The sequence below is a fragment of the Ruminococcus sp. AF31-8BH genome, from assembly GCF_003460605.1.
Classification (GTDB): domain Bacteria; phylum Bacillota; class Clostridia; order Lachnospirales; family Lachnospiraceae; genus Blautia_A; species Blautia_A acetigignens.
Map to the genome: position 1 here is coordinate 13,204 of NZ_QTVN01000020.1, position 23,031 is coordinate 36,234.

General features: G+C 43.5%; 20 protein-coding genes. 15 read left to right on the forward strand and 5 right to left on the reverse strand.

Annotated features, from left to right (window positions below):
* Positions 1-44 precede the first annotated feature (44 nt).
* Positions 45-281: a helix-turn-helix transcriptional regulator gene (locus DWZ38_RS19235; RefSeq protein ID WP_117854692.1), complete on the reverse strand. Its 237-nt coding sequence runs from the start codon at positions 279-281 to the stop codon at positions 45-47.
* 49 nt (positions 282-330) lie between these two features.
* On the opposite strand from DWZ38_RS19235, the gene DWZ38_RS19240 reads away from it, so the two are divergent.
* The 3 genes from DWZ38_RS19240 to DWZ38_RS22530 all read left to right on the forward strand — a co-directional run bounded on the left by DWZ38_RS19240 (position 331) and on the right by DWZ38_RS22530 (position 3,153).
* Complete coding sequence (locus DWZ38_RS19240; protein ID WP_117854695.1) at positions 331-660, forward strand: hypothetical protein; 330 nt, start codon at positions 331-333, stop codon at positions 658-660.
* A 263-nt stretch (positions 661-923) separates the two neighbouring features.
* Positions 924-2,675, forward strand: a complete 1,752-nt coding sequence (locus DWZ38_RS19245; protein ID WP_117854698.1) for a zinc-ribbon domain-containing protein — start codon at positions 924-926, stop codon at positions 2,673-2,675.
* 316 nt (positions 2,676-2,991) lie between these two features.
* A complete protein-coding gene (locus DWZ38_RS22530) occupies positions 2,992-3,153 on the forward strand; it encodes a hypothetical protein (protein ID WP_178105383.1) in 162 nt (53 codons plus the stop codon).
* Between the two features lie 114 nt (positions 3,154-3,267).
* Here the strand turns inward: DWZ38_RS22530 and DWZ38_RS22385 are convergent, their stop codons facing one another.
* Entirely contained in the window at positions 3,268-3,432 is a 165-nt protein-coding gene (locus DWZ38_RS22385; protein ID WP_173765307.1) for a hypothetical protein, read from the reverse strand.
* A gap of 100 nt (positions 3,433-3,532) precedes the next feature.
* Between DWZ38_RS22385 and DWZ38_RS19255 the strand changes: the two genes are divergently transcribed.
* Genes DWZ38_RS19255 through DWZ38_RS19260 form a run of 3 tightly spaced genes read left to right on the forward strand, consistent with a single transcriptional unit; the run spans position 3,533 to position 6,006 of the window.
* Positions 3,533-3,898, forward strand: coding sequence for a response regulator (locus DWZ38_RS19255; RefSeq protein ID WP_243000395.1), 366 nt, complete (start codon positions 3,533-3,535; stop codon positions 3,896-3,898).
* A gap of 33 nt (positions 3,899-3,931) precedes the next feature.
* A complete protein-coding gene (locus DWZ38_RS22995; RefSeq protein WP_243000397.1) occupies positions 3,932-4,090 on the forward strand; it encodes a hypothetical protein in 159 nt (52 codons plus the stop codon).
* Between the two features lie 38 nt (positions 4,091-4,128).
* Entirely contained in the window at positions 4,129-6,006 is a 1,878-nt protein-coding gene (locus tag DWZ38_RS19260; RefSeq protein WP_243000398.1) for a hypothetical protein, read from the forward strand.
* A 101-nt stretch (positions 6,007-6,107) separates the two neighbouring features.
* Here DWZ38_RS19260 and DWZ38_RS19265 read toward each other — a convergent pair whose 3' ends face one another.
* Entirely contained in the window at positions 6,108-7,487 is a 1,380-nt protein-coding gene (locus tag DWZ38_RS19265; RefSeq protein WP_117854708.1) for an aldehyde dehydrogenase, read from the reverse strand.
* Positions 7,488-7,566: 79 nt separating this feature from the next.
* Entirely contained in the window at positions 7,567-8,787 is a 1,221-nt protein-coding gene (locus DWZ38_RS19270; protein ID WP_117854711.1) for an iron-containing alcohol dehydrogenase, read from the reverse strand.
* 274 nt (positions 8,788-9,061) lie between these two features.
* Between DWZ38_RS19270 and DWZ38_RS19275 the strand changes: the two genes are divergently transcribed.
* From DWZ38_RS19275 to DWZ38_RS19295, 5 genes are all read left to right on the forward strand, one after another.
* Positions 9,062-11,956, forward strand: a complete 2,895-nt coding sequence (locus DWZ38_RS19275; protein ID WP_117854714.1) for a TetM/TetW/TetO/TetS family tetracycline resistance ribosomal protection protein — start codon at positions 9,062-9,064, stop codon at positions 11,954-11,956.
* 50 nt (positions 11,957-12,006) lie between these two features.
* Positions 12,007-12,507 (forward strand): transcription elongation factor GreA, encoded by a 501-nt coding sequence (gene greA, locus DWZ38_RS19280; RefSeq protein WP_021925218.1) that lies wholly within the window; start codon positions 12,007-12,009, stop codon positions 12,505-12,507.
* A 247-nt stretch (positions 12,508-12,754) separates the two neighbouring features.
* Complete coding sequence (locus tag DWZ38_RS19285) at positions 12,755-14,524, forward strand: Na/Pi cotransporter family protein (RefSeq protein ID WP_117854717.1); 1,770 nt, start codon at positions 12,755-12,757, stop codon at positions 14,522-14,524.
* 39 nt (positions 14,525-14,563) lie between these two features.
* Positions 14,564-15,250 (forward strand): response regulator transcription factor, encoded by a 687-nt coding sequence (locus DWZ38_RS19290; protein ID WP_117854719.1) that lies wholly within the window; start codon positions 14,564-14,566, stop codon positions 15,248-15,250.
* Positions 15,247-16,581, forward strand: a complete 1,335-nt coding sequence (locus tag DWZ38_RS19295; protein WP_117854722.1) for an ATP-binding protein — start codon at positions 15,247-15,249, stop codon at positions 16,579-16,581. Before DWZ38_RS19290 ends, DWZ38_RS19295 begins: the two co-directional genes overlap by 4 nt.
* Positions 16,582-16,609: 28 nt before the next feature.
* Here DWZ38_RS19295 and nagB read toward each other — a convergent pair whose 3' ends face one another.
* Positions 16,610-17,335, reverse strand: coding sequence for a glucosamine-6-phosphate deaminase (gene nagB / locus DWZ38_RS19300; RefSeq protein WP_117854725.1), 726 nt, complete (start codon positions 17,333-17,335; stop codon positions 16,610-16,612).
* A 318-nt stretch (positions 17,336-17,653) separates the two neighbouring features.
* Here nagB and DWZ38_RS19305 point away from each other — a divergent pair, with 318 nt between their 5' ends.
* The 4 genes from DWZ38_RS19305 to DWZ38_RS19320 all read left to right on the forward strand — a co-directional run bounded on the left by DWZ38_RS19305 (position 17,654) and on the right by DWZ38_RS19320 (position 22,920).
* Complete coding sequence (locus DWZ38_RS19305; RefSeq protein WP_243000400.1) at positions 17,654-19,408, forward strand: histidine kinase; 1,755 nt, start codon at positions 17,654-17,656, stop codon at positions 19,406-19,408.
* The gene (locus DWZ38_RS19310; RefSeq protein ID WP_117854728.1) at positions 19,383-20,138 is read left to right on the forward strand and encodes a response regulator; all 756 of its coding nucleotides are present in this window, start codon (positions 19,383-19,385) and stop codon (positions 20,136-20,138) included. Before DWZ38_RS19305 ends, DWZ38_RS19310 begins: the two co-directional genes overlap by 26 nt.
* Positions 20,122-21,393, forward strand: coding sequence for an ABC transporter substrate-binding protein (locus tag DWZ38_RS19315; protein WP_117854731.1), 1,272 nt, complete (start codon positions 20,122-20,124; stop codon positions 21,391-21,393). The genes DWZ38_RS19310 and DWZ38_RS19315 overlap by 17 nt, the downstream gene beginning before the upstream one ends.
* A 249-nt stretch (positions 21,394-21,642) precedes the next feature.
* Positions 21,643-22,920: an ABC transporter substrate-binding protein gene (locus tag DWZ38_RS19320; protein WP_117854733.1), complete on the forward strand. Its 1,278-nt coding sequence runs from the start codon at positions 21,643-21,645 to the stop codon at positions 22,918-22,920.
* Positions 22,921-23,031: the final 111 nt, after the last annotated feature.

The window sequence follows — 23,031 nt, forward strand, 5'->3', positions numbered from 1 at the left end:
CTCATTGAAGGCTCCGGCTGTAATTGCAGGTTGGAATAAATGAATTATAGTAATCCGAAAAAGAATTCAGCGATATCTGCGTCAAAGATTTTGCTGAGTGCAATCAGTTCACTGACTTTGATATTCATCCGATTAGTTTCAAGTTTTGCATAAGTGCTTTTGGAAATTTCAATTCCCATCAGCTGTAACTGCGCAACAACCTGATCCTGTGTCATATTTGTATTGCGTCTTAGACGCTGGATATTATGGCCGATATCCATGTCTGGTCTGATTTTTTGCATATCTGTACTACTCCTAAAAATTCGTAATAAAGAAAGGATTGATTAGAAAATGTTTGTTGATAAAATATTTGAAAGAGCTACAATACGGGGAATAGCAGATTATCTGTTGTTTGGAATGGGACCGAATCAAGATAATCGGAGTTATGAGGAACGATTGGATGAACCATATATGAGGTTTGAGAAGGCTGTAGAGAAATATGATAAGTGTAAGACTTCAGATTTGCTGGATCTGTGTAATGAGGTGAGCAGTGAGATGGCCAGTGTGTATATGGAGATTGGATTGCAGGTAGGAGTACTAATAATCATGGATTTAATACAAAATATTAGTAATAATCAAAATAATGAAATATTCAAAAATAAATTTGAAAATACACAATGATAAATACTATAAAACTTATTTTAATATAATTTTTACGACTAATGGAGTATAATTGTATATGATTAAAAAGGTAAAAACAATTGGTGTATAGAGTGGTTGATAAGTAAGAGATTGAAATGGACACAAACATGTTGCGTATCCTTGTTAAAAAATATTAAAGATGTAAATAATGCATAATCAGTTTTATGTTAGTGCGCAGAGAAAATAAAAGTATTTAACTGATAATAAATATATAGGCTATTTAATTGTGATGGTGAAGTAAAATGAGAGGACAGAGTTTTTATGATTGGTGTATTGAAAATAATAGAGAAAATCTACTTTCAGAATGGGAATATAACAAAAATTATCCCTTAACACCACATAATTGTGCTAGAGGAACGAGTAAAAAGGTATGGTGGAAATGCAAAAAAGGACATGAGTGGCAAGCAAGTGTAGGTTATAGAGCAAAATTTGCAAGACCATGTCCGATATGTAATGGAACACATACATTAGTGACAGGAGTAAATGATCTCATGACTGTAAATCCTAAACTAGCAAATGAATGGGACTATGATTTGAATGGCGAATTAACACCATCTATGATATTGCCACGCTCTATGAAAAAAGTATGGTGGATTTGTGAAAAAGGACATCGATATCAGTCAACAGTTGATAATAGAACAAAGGGAAGTGGCTGCCCCATTTGTTCAAAAGAAAGAAAAACTTCAATGCCGGAAAAAGCAGTATACTTTTATGTATTAAAGTATTTTAAAGATGCGATCGACAATTATAAAGCCGTATGGCTCGGAAAATCAGAAATTGATATTTATGTTCCATCTTTAAGGCTGGCAATAGAATATGATGGTGAAAGATGGCATCAAGATGTAGAAAAGGATAAGAAAAAAGATTTGCTTTTAAAACAGCATGATATAGTGATTGTACGGTTTAGAGAGCCTAAATGTCCTAAATTAGAAGATGATAGTATTTGCATTATAACTGAAAAACCAACATCAAATGCTACGCATATGAATCATGCAATACAAAAAATGTTTAAATATATTAATAGTACATATAATTGTAATATTAACGCAGATGTAAATATAGACAGAGATTCTATAGAAATATTTAATATGTATCAACATGAAATGAAATTAGGCTCACTGGCGGTAGTTAATCCAATATTGGCTAAGGAATGGAACTATAATAAAAATGGGAAATTGATACCTGAAAAGGTGTTTGCAAATGCAGGAATTAAAGTATGGTGGAGGTGTAAAAATGGACATGAATGGATGGCGGTAATAGCTAGTAGAAATAATGGTGTTGGTTGTCCGTTCTGTTCTGGAAAAAGGTCATGGACAGGTTTTAATGATCTGAAAACAAAGTGTCCTGATGTAGCTAAAGAGTGGAATTATGAAAAAAATGAAATAAAAGGTCCAGAATATATAGCATATTCAAGTAATAAAAAGGTGTGGTGGAAATGTTCTGTATGTGGTTTTGAGTGGCAGAGCAAGGTAAATAATAGGACAAGTAATTTGCATACAGGATGCCCAAAGTGTGCAAAGAATTTAAATAAACAAGTTGAAACATCACGAGTCAATAGAATTAAAAAACGAGGAAGTCTTTTAAAACAGTATCCATTACTTTGTAGAGAATGGGATTATGATAAAAATTTAATTGCTCCGAGTGAAGTAACATCAGGCAGTAAATGTAAGGTGTGGTGGATATGCCCGAAAGGACATTCTTATCAGGCAGATGTAAATAAAAGGACAGGGAAAAAACCAACAGGTTGTCCATATTGTTCTGGAAGGAAAATATTGAGAGGGTATAATGATTTAGCTACAAGATATCCTACAATTGTAGAAGAGTGGGATTACGAGAAAAATATTATTTTACCTACAGCAATAGGAAGTGGCTCTAATAGAAAAGTGTGGTGGAAATGTAAAAAATGTGGCAGAGAATGGGAAGCAACACCGAATAAAAGAGTAGGAAGAAATCAAGGATGTCCATATTGTAGAAAGAAAAAAGATACAAAATAATAGTTTATGTAGGCCTATAAGTGCTTGTCAAATGAAAGTAGTTGTGGAAGACTTCTAAAGTTGGGGAGGTAAATGGATTGCACGTCATGAGGATAAGAGAGGTGCCCTCAATCGTGCTAAACCGTCCAGGGTTTGTAACGCATCTGCAACAAATTCCGGCTAAAGCCCCGTGTTTTCGCTATTCTCGGTTACCCAAACGTTAATCTTAGTTATCCAAGAGATAATCGACTGCTAAGACTATATCAAAATGTTTACAAACCCCGGAAAATCAAGGTTTTCCGGGGCTTTTTTTGCCCTAATCCGGCTGCACAGAGTATTGGAAAAGTCAAAACGAACCGTAGGTAGTCCTGCAAGGACAACCACTGTCAAAAACAGCATCCGAAACTGTCTGACTGTGTTTCAGAATGACCCGAAGCTGGAAGGCGCAATCCGCTACAATATTCTGACGGAGCGAATTGATATTTCTAAGCATATATGATGGCATTCTGGTTTATGATCATGAAACCGCCATGTATCATTTGGAAAATGGGCATGCTACATCTTTTAACAGATTGCAAGGAAAATGATTTGCTGCATCAACTGTACCGACTTATCACTTCCTCAATTCCGGAACCAGATTGCTGTAATACGCTGTCTTACCTGACAACACATCGTCATAGAATCCCTGCTTCCAGTCAGCAATAGATTGGAGCAGGGATTCTTCTTTCTTATTTATAGTAGACAAGTCAATACATACCCCATATGTAATTCGTGCCATTTTCCGTCGTTTCGTGCCAAACCAATTGAAAAACAGATGGATTTTTATATAATGATTTTAACAAATGAAGGAAAAAATCAAACAGGAAAGGAGGAGATTCGTGTATTGCATTGCTGTATTGATTGATAAAGGACAAAAGGGAGAGGACTATGCAGAATATATTTTGAACTACTGCGCCGATAGAAAGATATTTCCCCTGGTTCAGATCTATCAGGATCAGGAAAAGTTTTTTGGAGAAATACAAAAAACAATACCGTCCATTGTGCTTCTGGCACTTCAGGGAGTAGCAGGGCTGAATGCTGCGGAGCACCTCCGTTCCCTGCATCCGAAATGCAAAATGATCTGGTGTAGTGATCTGGATTTTTCCCTTCATGCATTTAAACTGCGTGTGGAATATTTTTTTATGGAACCCGTGGAGGAACAGAAGCTCTGGGAAGGGCTTACGGCATGTTTCGGACGCAGGTGATTATATTTATTTTAGTTCAGGAGGAAGATGATAATGAAAAAAAGGGCTATGATTATTGCGATGATGGCAGCCATGCTTACGGTTGCCTCTGACTGCACGGTGAAGCTTCTCCATGCAGAGGAAACACAAACCAAACCAAGGAAGCACAAGCTGAAGACTCTCAAAGCGAAGGTACATCCCAGCTTCCAATAAAAGCACTTTCCCCCAAGGTAGTGGAAGAAAATCCTTATATGGCAAAAAGTGATTCCAACATCCATCATGACTGCTACAATACCGACTCTACAGATGAGGTGCTGCCGGTAGGTATCTATTCCGAGATCAATGTTTCCTACGAGAAGGTAAACGCAAACGCATCCCCGGCCATCTTTTTTGATTCCTACGGTCACGCAGTGGTTCCATTTCTTGGTGGACTTGCTATTCGTGATATCAATGCAGATGAGACACAGACAGTGGGATATTTTTCCCCGAAGCAGCATGACGAAGGCGGCTATGTGATCCAGAGCTCCTACTCCTTCGTAGATGAGAGTAACCGAATCGTGTGTCCAACCAGCAACAATCATGTGCTGATGTTAAAAGCAACCGACGAGGAAGGAAACGTGCTGCCGGAATTTGAGAAGGTGCTGGATATCGACATCAAGGCTGCAGCTGAAGCAGCTCTTGGAAAAACACTGGATCAGAATCTTTTATCAGTAGTATTTGACTATGACGGGAATTTATGGTTTGCCACCGGCGGCTTCCGCATTTATCCGGACAGGGAGCAGCAAGGAGCTGTTGGATACATTTCCCGCAGTGCCATTGATGCGATCTTAAACGGAGAGGAAGTGGATCTGACAGACTCTGTATTTGTATATGAACTGACTCCGGGAGAGGGCGCAGAAAATGGCATTGCATCCTCCAAGGATGGCGCTGTGATCCTGACAAACCTGAACTGCTATCTGTTCCAGGCAGATAACGGTGTGCAGAAGGTATGGAAAACTTCTTATGAGAGCGTAGGTGCCAAGGAAAGCGCAGAAGGTGACGCCACTACAGGTGGTGGTCTTGCCTGGGGCGGCGGCTGTTCCCCTTCTCTTACAAAAGACCTGGTTATGTTTACCGACAATCAGAATCCGGTAAATCTCCTTGCTGTTGATATGAAAACCGGAGAAACAGTTGCCAGCCTTCCGGTTATCGACGAGCTTCCGGAGGACAGTCAGGTATCTGTGGAAAACTCCGCAATTGTATACGACAACGGTGCAGGAACGGTGAGTACCATTGTGTGCAACTGGTTTGGTGCCGGAAGTGCTGCTCTTGGAAAAGAGGACAGCGATTCTTCCATCCAGAGCTATGCCAATATTTATGATGTAAACTGGTTAAGCCAGGGAAATAAAATGATCATGCCAGGTGTAGAACGAGTGGACACCATCAAAACTGATGACGGCTACGAAATGAAGAGTATCTGGTGCAGAAGTGATCTGTCCGATACTTCCATGCTGAAGCTTTCCACTGCCACCGGATATATTTACGGCTATGTTCAGGATCTGGAAACTGGCATGTGGCAGTATATTATGCTGGATTTTGAGACTGGCGAGACCGTATTTTCAATGGATGTTTCCAGCAAGCCTGGTTACAACAACATGGCCATCGGCATGTATGCCGGAAACAGCGGAAATGCCCTTTATTGTCCGACCGGATATCTGGAGCTGTTAAGACTTCAGGACCGTTTTGTTTACTTGCCGGAAATGCCGTACCGCAAAGTGGATCTGGATCAGGCAATGCGAAATGTGCTTGGACAGGAAACCTTTGAAGCGGATGGCGGACAGGGAAATGTTATGGGCTGGCTGAATACCGTAACTGTTGAAAATGTGCATCCGAACACCACAGTGGCGCTGCGAGTGAAAGGTCTGTCCGGCAGCGCAGATGCACTGAAGCTTTACGGTTACGGTGCAGACGGCTCCCTTCAGGAAGTGCCTGCAGACCTGTGGCATATCCAGACAGAGGAGGGAGCGATCCCGGATACCTTATCTGAGGATGTACTGTATGAAATCCACGTTCTGGTACAGGATGGCGGTACATTCGACCTTAGCGAAAATGAGAAGGAAATCAAAGTATCCGTTGTTGCAGCTCAGTAAAAAGGGTGGAACTTTTTCAGAAAGATTCTGGCACTTATTAGTCCATGATGAAATTACCGGTGCAGTGTGAGTTTTATACTCATACTGTACCGGTGTTTTTATTATTTCAGAAACAGATGAAGCAGCTTCTGGGAAATCCGCCCGTAGGGCTGATAACGTATAGGCAGATCCATCCAGGTTTTTTTATCCACAATGCTCTTATAATGGGAAAAGGTTTCAAATCCTTTTTTACCATGATAGCTTCCCATACCGCTTTCTCCGAAGCCTCCAAAGGGCAATTCACTGGTTGCAAGATGAATGACTACATCATTGATACAGCCGCCTCCGAATCCGCATTCAGAGGTGACTTTGTTTATTATAGCCTTATCCTGCGCAAAAATATAAAGTGCAAGAGGATGAGCCAGGGAATTTACTTTATGGATAACCTCATCAATGGAGGTGAAGGTAAGCACAGGAAGCACAGGTCCGAAAATTTCTTCCTGCATTACAGCATCCTCGAAGGTAACCTTATCCATTACAGTAGGTTCGATCTGCAGTGTTTTGGGTCGTACATTTCCACCGCAGATTACCTTTGAGGAATCAATTAATCCCTGAATACGGTCAAAATGCTTTTGGTTGATGATCTTTCCGTAATTTTTGTTATCCAGAGGTGCTTTGCCAAACTGCTTGCGGATCTGTTTTCGGATCTGCTCTAGAAATTTGTCTTTTACTTCACTGTGGCAATAAACATAGTCAGGAGCCACGCAAGTCTGTCCGCAATTAAGATATTTTCCAAATACAATACGTTTGGCGGCGAGCTTTAAGTTTGCAGATTTGTCTATAATACAGGGGCTTTTGCCGCCAAGCTCCAAAGTGACAGGAGTAAGATGCTCACTGGCCTTTCGCATAACCTCTTTTCCCACAGACTGGCTTCCTGTGAAAAAGATATAGTCAAAATGCTCCTGAAGAAGACAGGCATTTTCTGCACGTCCTCCCATAACAACTGCTACATGGTGCTCCGGAAAGCATTCCCGGACGATTTCACAGATAACAGCTCCGGTGGCAGGAGAATAAGCACTTGGCTTAAGGACTGCTGTGTTTCCGGCAGCAAGCGCATCTGCCAAAGGGTCAAAGGTGAGAAGAAACGGATAATTCCATGGACTCATGATCAGTGAAACACCGTAAGGAGACGGCTTCTGGAAGCTTCGTGAGTGAAATTGTGCAAGTGGTGTATGCACAGTTTTTTCTCTGGAAAGGGAACGGATATGCTTCAGCAGATAGGTGATCTCGCTGAGAACAAGACCGGATTCACACATGTAGCTCTCAAAGCTGCTTTTCCCAAGATCTGCCTTTAATGCGGCATCAATCTGCTCCTGATGAGCCTGGATGGAGGCCTGAAGCTTTTTCAATGCTTCAATACGAAAATCAATATTAAGTGTAGCACCTGTATAAAAGAATTCCCGCTGTCTGCGGATAATTTCCCGGATAGCTTCCTGCGTCATGGAATTTTCCTCGCATTATAAAATGTAGTATTGTTTAGAGTCCCTCTCCAGGGACGAGATCCTGTTTGAAAAAAGCGTTTTATGCTTCCGGCTGTTCTTTATCCGGCATCAGCATATAATAAAACTTCTCCAGCTCCCCGGCATCCATCAGTACCGGAACGGGATACAGAGGATTAGCTTCCTTGTCTGCATAATGGGACAATTTCGGAATATCCTCTTCCTGGATTTCCGGAATGAAATCCCCGATGCCAAAGCGGGCTTTCATATCCTTGATGGCCTGGATAAAGCCTGCAGCAGCTTCCTCCACAGGTGTTTCCGTGTCAGCCACACCTGCTGCAACAGCTAAAGCAGCCAGTTTCTTGTGAATGGTTTTTCCGTAGGCTTCCAGCACATAAGGCAGCAGTACTGCATTGGCAAGTCCGTGAGGCACATTGTACTGTCCGCCCAGGGAATGTGCTACTGCATGTACATAGCCCACATAAGATTTGGTAAAAGCACAGCCTGCAAAGTAGGAAGCGCGGAGCATATTCCGGCGGGCTTCCTTATTAGAGCCATCTGTGTATGCGGTATCCAGATTTTCAAAAATCAGCTTTACAGCATCCAGGGCATTTTTCCTGGTGCCTGGCGTGGTGGAATTGCCGATGTATGCCTCCACTGCATGGGTAAGGGCATCCATACCAGTAGTTGCGGTGATAAAAGGCGGAAGGCTTAAGGTAACCTTAGGATCCAGAACTGCATAGCGCGGAATCAACGGAAAATCGTTGATGGCATATTTGTGTCTGGTCTGCGCATCTACAATTACGGCGGCCAGCGTGGTTTCACTTCCGGTTCCTGCTGTAGTTGGAACAGCAATCAGAAGAGGAAGCTTCTTGTGCACCTTCAGAATTCCCTTCATCTTGGCAAGGGACTGACGGGGCTTGGCGACCCTGGCACCAACTGCCTTGGCACAGTCCATACTGGAACCGCCGCCGAAGCCGATAATGGCTTTACAGTTGTTTGCATGGTAAAGCTCAAGCGCTTCTGCCACATTGTCTGTAGTAGGGTTGGCTACTGTTTTGTCATAAAGGATATAAGAAATGCCGCTGTCTGTCAACGCCTTTTCCAGACGGTCGGTAAGCCCAAGCTGATGAATGCCTGCATCTGTGATGATCAGCACATTCTCGCATTTTTTCTTTTTCAGCATATCGGGAACTTCCTTCAGGCTGCCGATGATCTTCGGGTTTCGGTAAGGCAGAAAGGGAAGTGCGAACTTAAATACATTCTGGAAAATTCTGCAGTATATTTTCTTTACTGGATTCATAATAAAATTTCTCGCTTTCTTGTACGGTTTTTATCCTGAATGAAATTATATCATGGTTTCAAATATTGTAAAGATAAAATAATTTTAATATCAAGATAAATTTGCAGACAGATTTCTCTTATCGACTGATGGGGGATTGTGTGTTATGATAATATAAAGATAAAGAATTGCGGGAGCTGCAAAACAGCGGAGCAATTCGTAGATATCAAGTTAGGGGCAAAATACTTTTTGCCCCTAACATCCTATTAAGAACATAAAGAAAGGGGTATTTTCCATGGCAGAGACCTTTGGAAAGAATCCGGAAAAGAACTTGAGCATAGGCATTCTGGCACATGTAGATGCAGGAAAGACTACATTGTCAGAAGCACTTTTATATTTAAGCGGCAAAATCCGCAAGCTGGGAAGAGTAGACCATAAAGACGCATACCTGGACACTTCTCCTTTGGAGCGGGAACGTGGAATTACAATTTTTTCCAAGCAGGCCATCCTTGATCTTGGAGACACCAGAGTCACGCTTCTGGACACTCCGGGCCATGTGGATTTTTCCGCGGAGATGGAGCGGACCCTGCAGGTATTAGATTACGCCATTTTGGTGATCAACGGAGCAGACGGCGTGCAGGGACATACTGTAACGTTGTGGAGACTTCTGGAAAGATACCAGATTCCAACTTTTATTTTTATCAACAAAATGGATCAGGACGGAGCCGACCAGGAGGCTCTTCTGGCAGAACTGAGGAAACGCCTGAGCGAAAACTGTCTGGACTTTGGTCCCATGGATATCAAAACAGAGATTCAAAAAGAAACAGATCCGGGCAGCCGCGCGGAGCAGAACACCAACGAAATTTTCCACACAGAAGCAGAGCACGGGGAAGAATTCTGGGAAAGCCTGGCTATGTGCGATGAGCATCTTCTGGAAAAATATCTGGAAGAGGGCGAGGTGGGCCCGGAAGAAGTCACTAGGCTGATCATTGAGCGCAAGGTTTTCCCCTGCTATTTTGGTTCTGCGCTGAAAATGGGCGGCGTGAAATATCTCATCGGCGGACTTGAGCACTATACAGCCAATCCCCTTTACCCGGAGGCCTTCGGTGCCAAGGTGTACAAGATTGCAAGGGACGAGCAGGGAAACCGCCTTTCCTATATGAAAATCACTGGCGGAACCCTGAAGGTGAAAGACCTTCTTACCACAAGCAAGGGAAATGTGGCAGCAGGGGAAGAAATCTGGGAGGAAAAAGCCGACCAGATCCGCATTTATTCCGGAGCGAAATTTGAACTGGCGAAAGAAGCAAAAGCGGGAACTGTTTGTGCCGTCACAGGTCTTACCCACACATTTCCGGGCCAGGGACTTGGAATCACGGAAAATTCCAACATGCCTGTTCTGGAGCCTGTACTGAACTACCGGATCCTGCTCCCGGAAGGCTGCGATGTGCACCAGATGCTGAAGAAATTAAAGGAACTGGAAGAGGAGGATCCCCAGCTTCATATTGTATGGGATGAGCAGTTAGGAGAAATCCATGCCATGCTCATGGGAGATGTGCAGATCGAGATTCTGAAACGGCTGATCTGGGAAAGGTTCCATGTAGCAGTAGACTTCGGCACCGGAAACATTGTATATAAGGAAACAATTGCTGCGCCTGTGGAGGGCGTGGGACATTTTGAGCCTTTGCGCCACTATGCGGAGGTACATTTGCTTCTGGAGCCAGGTGAGCCGGGAAGCGGCCTGCAGTTTTTCACGGCGTGCAGCGAGGATGTTCTGGACCGCAACTGGCAGCGGCTGATTCTCACCCATCTGGAGGAAAAGGAACACAGAGGCGTGCTTACCGGAGCGCCTATCACGGATATGCAGATTACACTGCTCACCGGGCGCGCCCATCAGAAGCATACAGAGGGCGGTGATTTCCGACAGGCAACCTACCGCGCTATCCGCCAGGGCTTGAAAAAAGCCACAAGCGTTTTGTTAGAGCCATACTATGAATTTCGCCTGGAAATTCCGGTGGACACAGTAGGTCGTGCCATGACGGATATCCAGAAAATGCAGGGAACCCTTCTGCCCCCGGAAACGGAGGACATGACTGCAATTTTGAAGGGAAAAGCACCGGTTTCTGCTATGCGTGATTACCAGAAGGAAGTGGTTTCCTATACAAGAGGCCTGGGAAGGCTGTTCTGCAGCCTGAAAGGCTATGAGCCCTGTAAAAATCAGGAAGAGATTGTGGAACAGATTGGCTATGATTCTGAGCGTGACCTGGACAATCCCACTGGTTCTGTATTTTGTGCCCATGGCGCCGGATTTGTGGTGCCATGGTATCAGGTGGAAGAGTATATGCATCTGGACACAGGGATTTCCGAGGAGTTTGATGATCTAAGCGCAGAGGAAGACTGGCAGAGCACAGAAAGCGGAGAAGAAAATGCAGCATACGGCGGTGCCGGCAGCCAATCGGGAAATCAGGCCCGCGGTGCCAGCCAGACTTCAGGAAAATCCGGCTACCAGCCACCAAAGTCCGCTTATCGCGGCAGCTATGAAGACGATAAGGAACTTCAGGCAATTTTCGAGCGAACCTTCGGTCCTGTAAAAAGAGACAGAATGTCTTCCTATAAAAAAGTAGTAACTGCGCCATCCTCTCCATCCACCAGCTCCTACCGGAAAAAGGACAAAGAAGAATACCTTCTGGTGGACGGCTACAACATTATTTTTGCATGGCCGGAACTGAAGGAACTGGCAGATGCGGATGTCCGTGCGGCGCAGACCAAGCTGATGGACATTCTCAGCAATTATCAGGGATACAAAAAATGCACGCTGATTCTTGTTTTTGACGCATACAAAGTGGAAGGCCACCAGGAAGAGGTTCTGACCTATCACAACATTCATGTGGTTTATACCAAAGAAGCAGAGACCGCAGATCAGTATATTGAGAAAACGGTCCACAAGATCGGCAGACAGCATCAGGTGACAGTAGCTACCTCTGATGGCCTGGAACAGATTATAATTATGGGACAGGGGGCAAACCGAATTTCTGCAAGAGGCCTGAAAGAGGAAATTGAGGAAACAAGGAAGCAGCTTCGCCAGGAGTGGCATCAGCGCCGCCAGTCAAGCCATACGTACCTGTTTGATCATGCAGATGAAGAAACAGCAAAGCTGATGGAGGAAGTCCGTCTTGGAAAGAAAAAACTGTAAGCGGTTTACTGACAATTTGAAAATGATGAGATAAAGGAGATGTATCAAAAATGAGAGAGAAGCTTACCCGCAAGGATGTTGAGAAAATTGAGCAGGAAATTGAGCATCGCAAGCTGGTAATCCGTAAGGAAGCCATTGAAGCGGTAAAGGAAGCACGTGCCCAGGGCGACTTAAGCGAGAATTTCGAGTACTATGCTGCCAAGCGCCATAAGAACCAGAACGAGAGCCGTATCCGCTATCTGGAGAACATGTTAAAAACAGCCACCATCGTATCGGACAAATCCAGCAGTGATGAAGTAGGAATGGATGATATTGTGGAGGTTTATTTCGAGGAGGATGACGAGATTGATAAATACAAGCTGGTTACATCCATCAGGGGAAACTCCATGGAGAACCGGATCAGCATTGATTCCCCCATCGGCATGGCATTAAAAGGCCACAAGGTAGGCGACCGCGTGGAAGTAAAAGTAAATGATAATTACAGCTACTTCCTGGAAATCCGCTCCATTGACAAAACCCACTCTGAGGAGGAAGAGATAAGAGGATTTTAAAAGACCTTTACCGGATAAAATGCTGCATTCAGTTGTTTTCCAGGCTCACCAGCCGCATTTACAGTAATTTTACATTGGAGCCAATGTGATTTAACAAAGATTTGGTAGTAAAAACCAGGGAAATGTAAAGTATTTTACATAGATTTAACATTCCTCTCCCCCGAAATTTTACATAGACCACCTATATTAATCTCATAACCAAGAAACAAACAAACTCTAACAAATGGATAAAAGGAGAGGAAAAAGAATGGATTTTTTTAGCATCCTGACTTTGCTGGGAGGCCTGGCAATGTTCTTGTACGGAATGCAGGTTATGGGAGACGGACTGGAAAAGCTTTCAGGAGGAAAGCTTGAGAAGATTCTTGAGAATCTTTCTTCAAACAGATTAAAGGCAGTTCTGGTTGGCGCTGCCGTGACAGCAGTTATTCAATCGTCATCAGCAACGACAGTTATGGTTGTAGGCTTTGTAAACTCAGGAATCATGCACTTATCCCAGGCCGTTGGCTTCATTATGGGAGCAAATATCGGTACTACGATTACTGCATGGATTCTTAGTCTTGCCGGAATTGAAAGCTCGAATTTCTTTGTGAAATTATTAAATCCAAGCTCATTTTCACCTATTCTGGCACTGATTGGTGTGATTTTCATTGTTTTTCTTCACGATGAAAAAAAGAAGGATATAGGAAACATTATGGTAGGATTTGCAGTGCTTATGTTCGGAATGAACACTATGAGCAGCGCTGTAAAGCCACTTGCCCAGGTTCCGGAATTTACTAATATTCTGCTGAAATTTTCCAACCCGGTTCTGGGAGTGTTGGCAGGTGCGCTTTTGACTGCGGTTATTCAGTCATCCTCCGCTTCCGTAGGAATTCTTCAGGCACTTTGTGTAACCGGTGCCGTTCAGTACGGCACAGCACTGCCGATTATCATGGGACAGAACATTGGAACCTGTATTACAGCTATGCTTTCTTCTGTTGGTGCAACCAAAAACGCAAAGCGTGCAGCTGTGGTCCATCTGTACTTTAACATTGTGGGAACCATTGCATTTATGGGTGTTTTCTATCTTCTTAATACATTTTTACATTTTTCATTTATAAATGATGTGGCAGGACCGGCAGGGATTGCTGTCATTCATAGCGCATTTAACGTAATTGCAACTGTTGTACTTCTTCCGTTTGGTGATGTTCTTGTAAAAATGGCATGTGCGACTATTCGTGACACCAAGGAAGAAAAAGCCATCTCAGAAGAAGATCAGGAGTTTATGATCCTGGAATCCCGTTTTTTGAGCAATCCTGGAATTGCCATTGAACAGAGCAAAACAGCAGCAAAAAAAATGGCAGAGCAGTCTCAAAATGCGCTGAAGCTTTCCTTTGGACTTCTGGATAGCTTTCAGGAGGAAAATGCGTTCCGAGTGGAAAAAATCGAGGCAAAGGTTGACCGCTATGAGGATGAGCTTGGAACCTATCTGATTAAATTGAATCAGAAGGAGCTTTCAGTAGAGGATAGTCACAGCCTTTCTATTATGCTTCATTGCATCGGTGACTTTGAACGTATTTCTGATCATGCTTTAAGTATTATGAAATCAGCCAAAGAGATGTGGGAAAAAAATGCAGTTTTTTCTCCACAGGCAGTGAAGGAGCTTCATGTTATGGAAAAAGCGGTGGTTGATATTGTGGATAAGGCGTATGCTGTATTTGCCAACCAGGACATTCAGCTGGCAGAGGAAATCGAACCTTTAGAGGAAGTGATCGACGAGCTTAGTCGTGAATTAAAAAGACGCCATGTAAACCGCCTTAGAGCAGGAGAATGCACTATTGAGATGGGATTTATTTTGTCCGATGTAACTACAAGTCTTGAGCGAATTGCAGATCATTGCTCTAATATTGGCGTCTGTGTAACACAGGTAAGGGAAGACCTATATGACACACACAGCCATCTGGACTCTGTGAAAAATGCTCCGGGAGAGCTTTTTCACCACGAGCTTGAGGTGGCAAGAGTAAACTATATGCTTCCATAAATGTGCGCAGATAATGCGTATGGGAGGAGAGAACTGAAAATGATTTTTTGTGTAGAGGACGACAACAATATTCGTGATCTTCTGGTATACACCCTGGAGACCACAGGCTTTCATGCAAAAGGCCTGGCAGATCCTTTGGAGCTGTGGCAAGCTCTTGCACAAGAGGAGCCGGAACTGATCCTACTGGATATCATGCTCCCGGGAGAGGATGGCTATTCGATTTTGGATAAGCTGAAGAAATCCTCCGGGACCAGAGATATTCCGGTAATTATGGTAACCGCCAAAGAGGCCGAATTTGATAAGGTGCGTGCCCTGGAAGCAGGCGCAGATGATTATATTACCAAGCCCTTTGGAATGATGGAATTTATTGCCAGGGTGAAGGCTGTGCTTCGGCGCAGCAGCCGTCACGGAGATGATAGGGAGCTGCGCTGCGACAAACTGAGTATTTTCCCAGGACGTCATCAGGTTTACAGCGACGATCAGCCTGTAGAACTAACCAGAAAAGAATTTGAGCTCCTTCTCTACCTTATGGAAAACAGAGGAATTGTTATGACCCGTGATCAGATTCTGTGTCACATATGGGGATATGATTTTGATGGAGAAACGAGAACTGTGGATGTACATGTTCGAACCCTTCGCCAGAAGCTGGGAGATACCGGCAGACTGATTGAAACTGTTCGTGGTGTGGGCTATCGCATGGCGGATAAGGGAGGAAATCAGGGATGAAGCAGAAAATTCTGAATCATACCAGCATAATGATTATTCTTACAGTGCTTTTAACTTTTGTGGCTGCAAGCTTTGTGATGTATGGAAAATTTGATTCAGTTATGAAAACAGGAGTCAGAAATGAAGCCGAATATGTAAAGGTAGGGCTGGAGGAAGCAGGAACAATCTATCTGAATGAAAAAGTGGGACAAGCTACAGATACTCGTATTACGCTTACGGATAAAGACGGAAATGTTCTTTACGATAGTGAGGCTGATGCTTCTTTGCTTCCTAATCACAGCGATCGTCCTGAATTTATTCAGGCAATGGAGAGCGGGCAGGGTGAGATCGTCCGTTATTCAGAAACCCTTGCCCGGCAGACCTTTTATTATGCAGTGAAGCTGTCTGATGGCAGAATCCTGCGTCTGGCAAAAACAACAGACAGTGTTTTTCATACTTTGATGACAAGCTTTACTTTGCTTGGGCTTCTTATGATTCTGATCATCCTGGTAGAATATGTGCTTGCACAGCAGCAGACAAAGAGCCTGATCGAGCCTATTAATAATCTAGATCTGGAGAGGCCTCTTGACAATGTGTGTTATGAGGAGCTTCGGCCTCTTCTTGTGAGGGTTGACCAGCAAAATAAGCAGATTGCAAGCCAGCTGGAAGAACTGAAAAAAACAGAAGCTGTGCGCAGGGAATTTTCCGCCAATGTTTCTCATGAACTGAAAACTCCGCTTATGTCTATTTCCGGCTATGCAGAGCTGATGATGAACGGAATGGTCAGACCAGAGAACATTGCTGATTTTTCAGGAAGAATCTATAAGGAGGCCAATCGTCTGGGAAATCTGGTGGCAGATATTATTCAGCTTTCCCGTCTGGATGAACAGCAGGACAGCACAGTTTCCATGGAGAGTGTGGAACTGGATGAGCTTGCCCAGGATGTGGTAAATAATCTTCGCAGTCACGCAGAGAAAAAAGAAATCCTTCTGGATTATCACGGAGAGCCGGCAACTATTCAGGGAGTACGCCATGTGCTTTACGAAATGCTTTACAATATTGCAGATAATGCAGTGCGCTATACCAATCCAGGTGGACACATCCATATTTATGTAGGAAAAAGAGGCGGAAAGCCATTTTACAGGGTAGAGGATGACGGAATAGGAATTCCAAAATCAGAACAAAAACGAATATTTGAACGGTTTTACCGGGTGGATAAAAGCCATTCACGGCAAACCGGAGGAACAGGACTTGGACTGTCCATTGTCAAGCATGGAGCTAATTTACACCATGCGAAGATTACAGTGGATAGTGATCTTGGAAAAGGTACAAAAATGGAGCTGCTATTTTAGGCAGCTCCATTTTGTATGAAATTGAGATTTACAGTTCGCTCATTGCGTCCTCATCTGCCACAATAATGGCATTTGGATGGAACTGAAGAATAGAAGCCGGACACTGTGGAGTAACCGGACCCTTGAGGGCTGCTGCAAGAGCCTTTGCCTTGTTTTTGCCGTTGGCAACCAGAAGGATGCTCTTAGCACGCATAATATTGCCAATTCCCATAGTATAGGCTTTACGCGGAACATCCTCTTCACTTGCAAAGAATCTCTTATTTGCCTGAATGGTTGCATCTGTAAGATCTACACAGTGTGTGCCTGCCTCGAAGTGATCAGCCGGCTCATTAAAACCGATATGACCGTTGGGTCCGATTCCAAGAAGCTGTAAATCAACTGTGCCAATATTCTCAAGCAGAGTATTGTATGCGCTGCAGCATGCATCTGCATCTGGATTGGTTCCATCAGGAACATATGTATTCTTAACATCAATATTCACCCTGCTGAACAGATTCTTGTTCATGAAATAGCGGTAGCTTTGGTCGTTGGAGCCGTCCAGTCCCACATATTCATCCAGGTTCACGGATTTTACATGGGAGAAATCAAGAATTCCCTCTTCGTACATAGCAGCCAGCTGGTCATAGGTTCCTACCGGGGAAGAGCCTGTGGCAAGACCCAGGATGCAGTCCGGTTTGGATAAGATCGTACCTGCAATAATGGTAGCTGCAGTACGGCTGAGCTCTTCATAATTTTTTACTTTAATAACCTTCATATCTGATCTCCTTCTCTATCTATATGGCATGCTTATCCGCTTTGATGGGGAAAAGCCGATAGCGCATATCATCAACAGGGTGCAAAAAAATAACGGCATATGGGATGCTGCCATCTGAAAACCCCTGCCCCTGTATTTCTGATACTATCAGTATAACGTATATTTGTAAGAAATGCTATAAATATTTCTGCTCTTTTTTGCCTTTTTTGGTGAAAAGTGATTGCATGTTGGAAAATCATTTTCTATAATGAAAATAACAGCATAAAATCTGATTCCATATCAGAGATGATGCGCAATTTATGCACAGGAATTATAAAAATGAAGAAAAAACACACATTAAAAAAAGAACTGACCCTTCTTATGATACTGGCATCTGCGTGCACCCTGCTGTCTGCATGTGTGGCTGTTTTTTATGTTTTCTTTTCTTTCTTTTTCCAGAAGACACAGGAAGATATTGAGTATGTGCTTCGCAACACCAGCCAGCAGTATCAAGCACATATGCAGTTCATTGAGGACAGTGTGATCACTATACGCCACAATACAGTGCTGAATGAGTTTTTTCAGGAGAAAGACTATGATCCGGATGAAATTGAATCCCAGCTTTCCTATAGCATGGAATTGTTTTCACAGCGGAACATGGTGGACAGGCAGCTGCCCTTTGTGACAAGCATTTATCTGTTTAACAACAGTGATGACTGCATTTATGAACATTATTATGCTACTACCCTGGCTGCTGAGCGGGAGCAGAAAAGCCGGTATGAAAACATGCTGCAGAGTTTGAAAATAACAGAAAGCCAATATATCTGTCTGACCGATGAGGATGAGATAAATATTTTTTTCCGTATCTATGATGACAGCATGAAGGAAAAAGGCTTGGGAATCGTCCAGATTTCCCAGACAGCTGCAGCGGCTTTATTAAATGCAGTGAATTCCTACAGCGACGGTTCCTGGGCAGTACTTGATAAAACAGATATGCTTCTTGCATCAGATGGTGATAAGGAAAATATTCTGGCACTTCAGAAAACAGAGATTTCCTGGAGCGGAATCAGAACACTGGGTAATGCGAGGGTAATTGGTTATGCAGATCAGTGCGGCTTCGGGATGCGAACAGTTATCGCAGTTGGATATGGAAATATTTTTTCTATTTTGAAGCCCACTCTTTTGATCTTTTTGGTGGGCCTGGTTGTGGTAATTGCCATCACCTTTCTGGTATCCTATGTTACCAGCTATCGTTTTACCAAACCGGTAACAAGAATGATTCAGAGTATTCAGGCGTTTGGCAAGCCCAAGCTGGATGTGCGTATGGAGGATTCCTCCATTCAGGAATTTCACGATATGGGGATTGTGTTCAACCAGATGGCAGACAGAATTGAGTATCTGATCACACAGGTATATGAGAAAGAGATTCTGGCGGTCCGCGCCCAGGTAAAGTATCTGCAGTCTCAGATTAATCCTCATTTTCAGTTCAACATTCTGGCTATGCTCAGTCTGAAGGCAAAAATGGCGGGAAACGAAGAGGTTTACGACGGCCTGAATGCGTTTTCTAAGCTGATGCAGGGTAAGATCTTCAGGGAAAAAGAGATTAAGATCAAGGTAAAGGAAGAACTGGAAATTGTGCAGTTTTATTTGTATCTGCAGAAAAGCAGATACCAGGACAAGCTTTCCTATGAAGTGATGTTGGAAAATCCGGACATAGAGAACAATCTGATTCCACGCCTTCTTATCGAGCCTCTGGTGGAAAATGCGGTGTCCCATGGTTTGGAACCAAAACGGGAAAAAGGAATGCTGAAGGTTCATCTTTACGAAAGGGAGATGTTTCATATTTGCGTGGAAGATAACGGAGTGGGTATTGATTTTACCAAAATGGAGGAAAAACAGGAGAAATCAGGAGAAACGAATAAGATAGAACACACTCATACCGGATGGGAAAACACCAGAAGAATGCTTCAGATCCTGTATGGAGATGCCCATGAATTTAAGGTATGGAGTGAGAAGGGAAAGGGAACCAGAATTGAGATACTGGTTCCTATTGAAAGAGGAGAGAGCTATGTGGAAAGTATTGGCAGCAGATGATGAAAGCTATATCAGGGAAGCCCTGCAGAAGCTGATCAACTGGGAGAAAATGGACTGTAGTCTGGAAAAGGTGGTTAGCGATGGTCAGGAACTTTTGGACGGGATTACCGGAAGCATGCCGGATATTGTGATCACTGATATCCAGATGCCAGGCGTAGACGGGCTTCAGGTATGTAAATATATATATGAAACAAGTCCGGAAACCCAGGTGATCATTCTTACTGCATATTCGGATTTTGAATATGCAAAGGAAGCCATCAAGTATAGTGCCTGCGGTTATGTACTGAAAATTTCCATTATTGATGAGCTTCCGGAAGCTGTGGAAAAAGCAATCGGGAACCTATCCAGGCTGAAAAAAGAATTTGAAACAACCGAAGCCAGAAGAACTGAGGAACCGGAATCCCTGCTTTCCCAGGTAGAACAGTATGTGGAAGAAAATTACCGTAATAAGATTACGCTGGATGACATTGCAGATACTATGCATGTGAACCGGAGCTATTTAAGCCGTTTTTACAAGAACAAAACAGGAGTAAATCTGTTTGATGCTATTTTGAATAAACGTATTGAGGCTGCGAAGGATTATTTGCGGAATACCGATATGAAGACCTATGAAATTTCAGAGGCTGTGGGAGTGGAGGATGCAGGATATTTTTCCAAGATGTTCAAAAAGATCACAGGAGTATCTCCAAAAGAATTCAGGAAAAGAGAAAAAAATGAAGAGACGAAGTAGAAACAGCCTGTCTGGTCTTATATTGCTGCTGGCACTGTCTCTTTACGGATGCGGAGAAAGGGAAAAAGAGCCTGTGACTATTACAGTGATCCATGCCTGGGGCGGAACCGGGGCAGACCATGTTGCAATGCGTGATATTTACGATGGCTTCCAGAAGGAAAATCCGGATATTGAAGTCCAAATGATATCCATGCCGGCACGGGAGGAGATGCTGCGCAAAGTGGAAGATATGATCATGGTGGGAAACATGCCGGATGTGATCACCTTCAGCGGAATGGGACAGAACACAACCTATGATTTTATTGTGAAAAACAATATGGCACTGGATATTATGCCTTATCTGAAAGAAGATAAGGAGTTTGCGGCGAATATTTCCAGAACTAATTTGAATTACTGGACGACAGATAAGGGACAGCTGTTCACCGTAGCAGATGTTTTATCCTTGAGTGGTGGATATTGGTATAACGAGGATATTTTAGATGCAGCAGGGGTGAAAAGCCTTCCGAAATCCTGGGATGCATTTCGCGGCATGTGCTACAAAATACTTAAATGGGCCAACGAGCAGAAAAATGAGGTAAAGCCGCTTCAGACCTCGCCGGAGGGATATCTTTATTTTATGGATCAGATGCTGTTGGAAGATGAGGGAAATCAGATTTTATGGAAGAACCAGGTTCGGGAGGTGCTCAAGCAGCTTCAGGGAATCTATGCTTATTCTGCTTCAGAAAATGCAGAATACAGCTATCTGGATGAGACCAGACTGTTTAACGAAGGAAAGCTGGCAGTGTATGTAAATGGTGTCTGGGGCGCTTCCATGATTTCCGAAAATATCAATGCCAGATATGCTCTGCTTCCCACCTTTTCCCAGGATGCGGTTTCCTGCGAATCAGCATGCCTTGGCTATGTGCTGGGAAACAGCCAAAATGAGCAGAAGGAGAATGCGTCTGTTGATTTTCTGAAATATATGCTCAGCGAAAAGGTACAAAAAAGAATCCTGGAGGAAACAGAGCAGATTCCAGCAAATGAACACGTGGTGCTGGATGCCTACAAGGAGGCAATGCCCCGTCTGTATCAGGCTGCTTCTTTGGTGCTTGAAGCTGACAGGAAAATTGAAGTTCCGGATAACCTGTGGCCGGCAGACCAGAAGGCTTATTTTACAGGCAATATTTTCCGTGTATTGACAGGTGCAATGACGCCGGAGAACTTTCAGAAACGTCTTGGAAAAATGCGAATTACAGAAAATAACAGTCAGAAATAAATACTGTCAAACAAAAAAATAAGATGGAGATCGGCAGAAGTGGAAAAGAAAAAGCTGAACTTCATCTTATTTTTTATGCAAAAAGTGTAAAATATTGAGCGACGGTAAATATATTCCTGGTTTTCATTGTGAAAATGTCAATAATTACCTGTAAAATGCAAATTGGATTCATTCAAAAATACCAAAAACAACGATACAATAAGGATAGTAAAAGCAAAGACATATAAAGCTATGAAGGAGGAATTTTCAATGAAGAAAAAAATGGTAAGTGTGTTACTGGCAGCAGCAATGGGGGCTACTGGATTGGTTGGATTTGGAAGCACAGCTTATGCAGCTGATGATGTTCTGGAATTTTACCATGGCTATTATCAGGATGAGAGTGAGTGGGCAGCAGCGCAGGTAATGCGTGATATTTATGACGGGTTTGCAGAAGCCCATGCAGACGGACCGGTTACTTTCAAACCAATCGCAGTGGAGAACAGAGATGATATTGTAAGCGCACAGGTTGCCGGCGGTTCCTTTCCGGATATGGTAGATGTTGGAGGCGGTGGAGTTCCACAGGCAGCACTTTCCCAGGATCTTGTATATGACCTGAAACCATACATTGATGAGAACGGTCTTCAGGATGCTGTTGGACTGAACTACACACAGCATGACATTGACGGACATATCTATGCAGTGCATGATCAGATTGAAAGCCGCGGACTGTGGTACAACTCCGACATTTTTGAAAAAGCCGGAATCACAGAGGATGCTTTTGCCAACTGGGATTCCTTTGCAGCAGCTATGGAGAAAATCCGTGCTCTGGATGAGGATGTTTACGGATACATTGCAGGACAGGGCTCCAGCTATATTGTAAATACGGTCATGGCATCTACTGACGAAGGAAAAGCAATGCTGGAATCTGAACTTACAGAAGATACCATCAATTCTGATGAGTTCGCAAATGCATTTAAGACTGCAGCAAAGCTGGATCAGGACAACGGATCTGAGCACACAACGGATGACAACGGAAACCTTATGGCTGAGTTTAATACAAATGGCAAAGCTGGTGTTCTGTTCAACGGCGTATGGAATGCAAGTGGAATCGACGCATCCCTTAGTGATGTGATTGAGCCGGCTCTTTTCCCGGGAAACATCGCAATCGCTTCCGCAGGCGGCGGACTTGCTGTTGCAAACAACATGAGCGAGGAAAAAACAGAGCTTGCACTTGAGTTTATCAAATACATGACAAGCGAAGAGGTTCAGGAAAAAATCTTCACAGGCGTACAGGCGAATCCATGTAATACAACAATCGATTTAAATGCACTGGCTGAAAACAGTGATGATGCAGCAACCAAGAAGCTTGCACTGGCTTGCTCTGAGGTAAACGGAGCTGAAAATGTAGTAATCGATATAAACTACACATGGGGATCTGACGTTGACAAGGCAATTATCAATGCCCTGATGGAGTGCGCAGTATCCGGAACTGATATTGAGGCAAGATTCGCAGCGCTTCAGACAGAACTGATTGCACTGATCGCCTGAATAACAGAAATTCAGAAATATGCTGTGATGAACATAAACTATGAAGGAAAGGGAGGGGAGCAATCCCTTCCCTTTTTGAAAGGTAACTGTAAACGGTTACTCCGGAGGTAT

Coding starts and splice junctions, on each gene's coding strand:
- DWZ38_RS19235 (WP_117854692.1), bottom strand. CDS start 281: ATGCAAAAAATCAGACCAGACATGGATATCGGCCATAATATCCAGCGT.
- DWZ38_RS19240 (WP_117854695.1), top strand. CDS start 331: ATGTTTGTTGATAAAATATTTGAAAGAGCTACAATACGGGGAATAGCA.
- DWZ38_RS19245 (WP_117854698.1), top strand. CDS start 924: ATGAGAGGACAGAGTTTTTATGATTGGTGTATTGAAAATAATAGAGAA.
- DWZ38_RS22385 (WP_173765307.1), bottom strand. CDS start 3,432: ATGGCACGAATTACATATGGGGTATGTATTGACTTGTCTACTATAAAT.
- DWZ38_RS22995 (WP_243000397.1), top strand. CDS start 3,932: ATGAAAAAAAGGGCTATGATTATTGCGATGATGGCAGCCATGCTTACG.
- DWZ38_RS19260 (WP_243000398.1), top strand. CDS start 4,129: ATGGCAAAAAGTGATTCCAACATCCATCATGACTGCTACAATACCGAC.
- DWZ38_RS19265 (WP_117854708.1), bottom strand. CDS start 7,487: ATGACGCAGGAAGCTATCCGGGAAATTATCCGCAGACAGCGGGAATTC.
- DWZ38_RS19270 (WP_117854711.1), bottom strand. CDS start 8,787: ATGAATCCAGTAAAGAAAATATACTGCAGAATTTTCCAGAATGTATTT.
- DWZ38_RS19275 (WP_117854714.1), top strand. CDS start 9,062: ATGGCAGAGACCTTTGGAAAGAATCCGGAAAAGAACTTGAGCATAGGC.
- greA (WP_021925218.1), top strand. CDS start 12,007: ATGAGAGAGAAGCTTACCCGCAAGGATGTTGAGAAAATTGAGCAGGAA.
- DWZ38_RS19285 (WP_117854717.1), top strand. CDS start 12,755: ATGGATTTTTTTAGCATCCTGACTTTGCTGGGAGGCCTGGCAATGTTC.
- DWZ38_RS19290 (WP_117854719.1), top strand. CDS start 14,564: ATGATTTTTTGTGTAGAGGACGACAACAATATTCGTGATCTTCTGGTA.
- DWZ38_RS19295 (WP_117854722.1), top strand. CDS start 15,247: ATGAAGCAGAAAATTCTGAATCATACCAGCATAATGATTATTCTTACA.
- nagB (WP_117854725.1), bottom strand. CDS start 17,335: ATGAAGGTTATTAAAGTAAAAAATTATGAAGAGCTCAGCCGTACTGCA.
- DWZ38_RS19305 (WP_243000400.1), top strand. CDS start 17,654: ATGAAGAAAAAACACACATTAAAAAAAGAACTGACCCTTCTTATGATA.
- DWZ38_RS19310 (WP_117854728.1), top strand. CDS start 19,383: ATGTGGAAAGTATTGGCAGCAGATGATGAAAGCTATATCAGGGAAGCC.
- DWZ38_RS19315 (WP_117854731.1), top strand. CDS start 20,122: ATGAAGAGACGAAGTAGAAACAGCCTGTCTGGTCTTATATTGCTGCTG.
- DWZ38_RS19320 (WP_117854733.1), top strand. CDS start 21,643: ATGAAGAAAAAAATGGTAAGTGTGTTACTGGCAGCAGCAATGGGGGCT.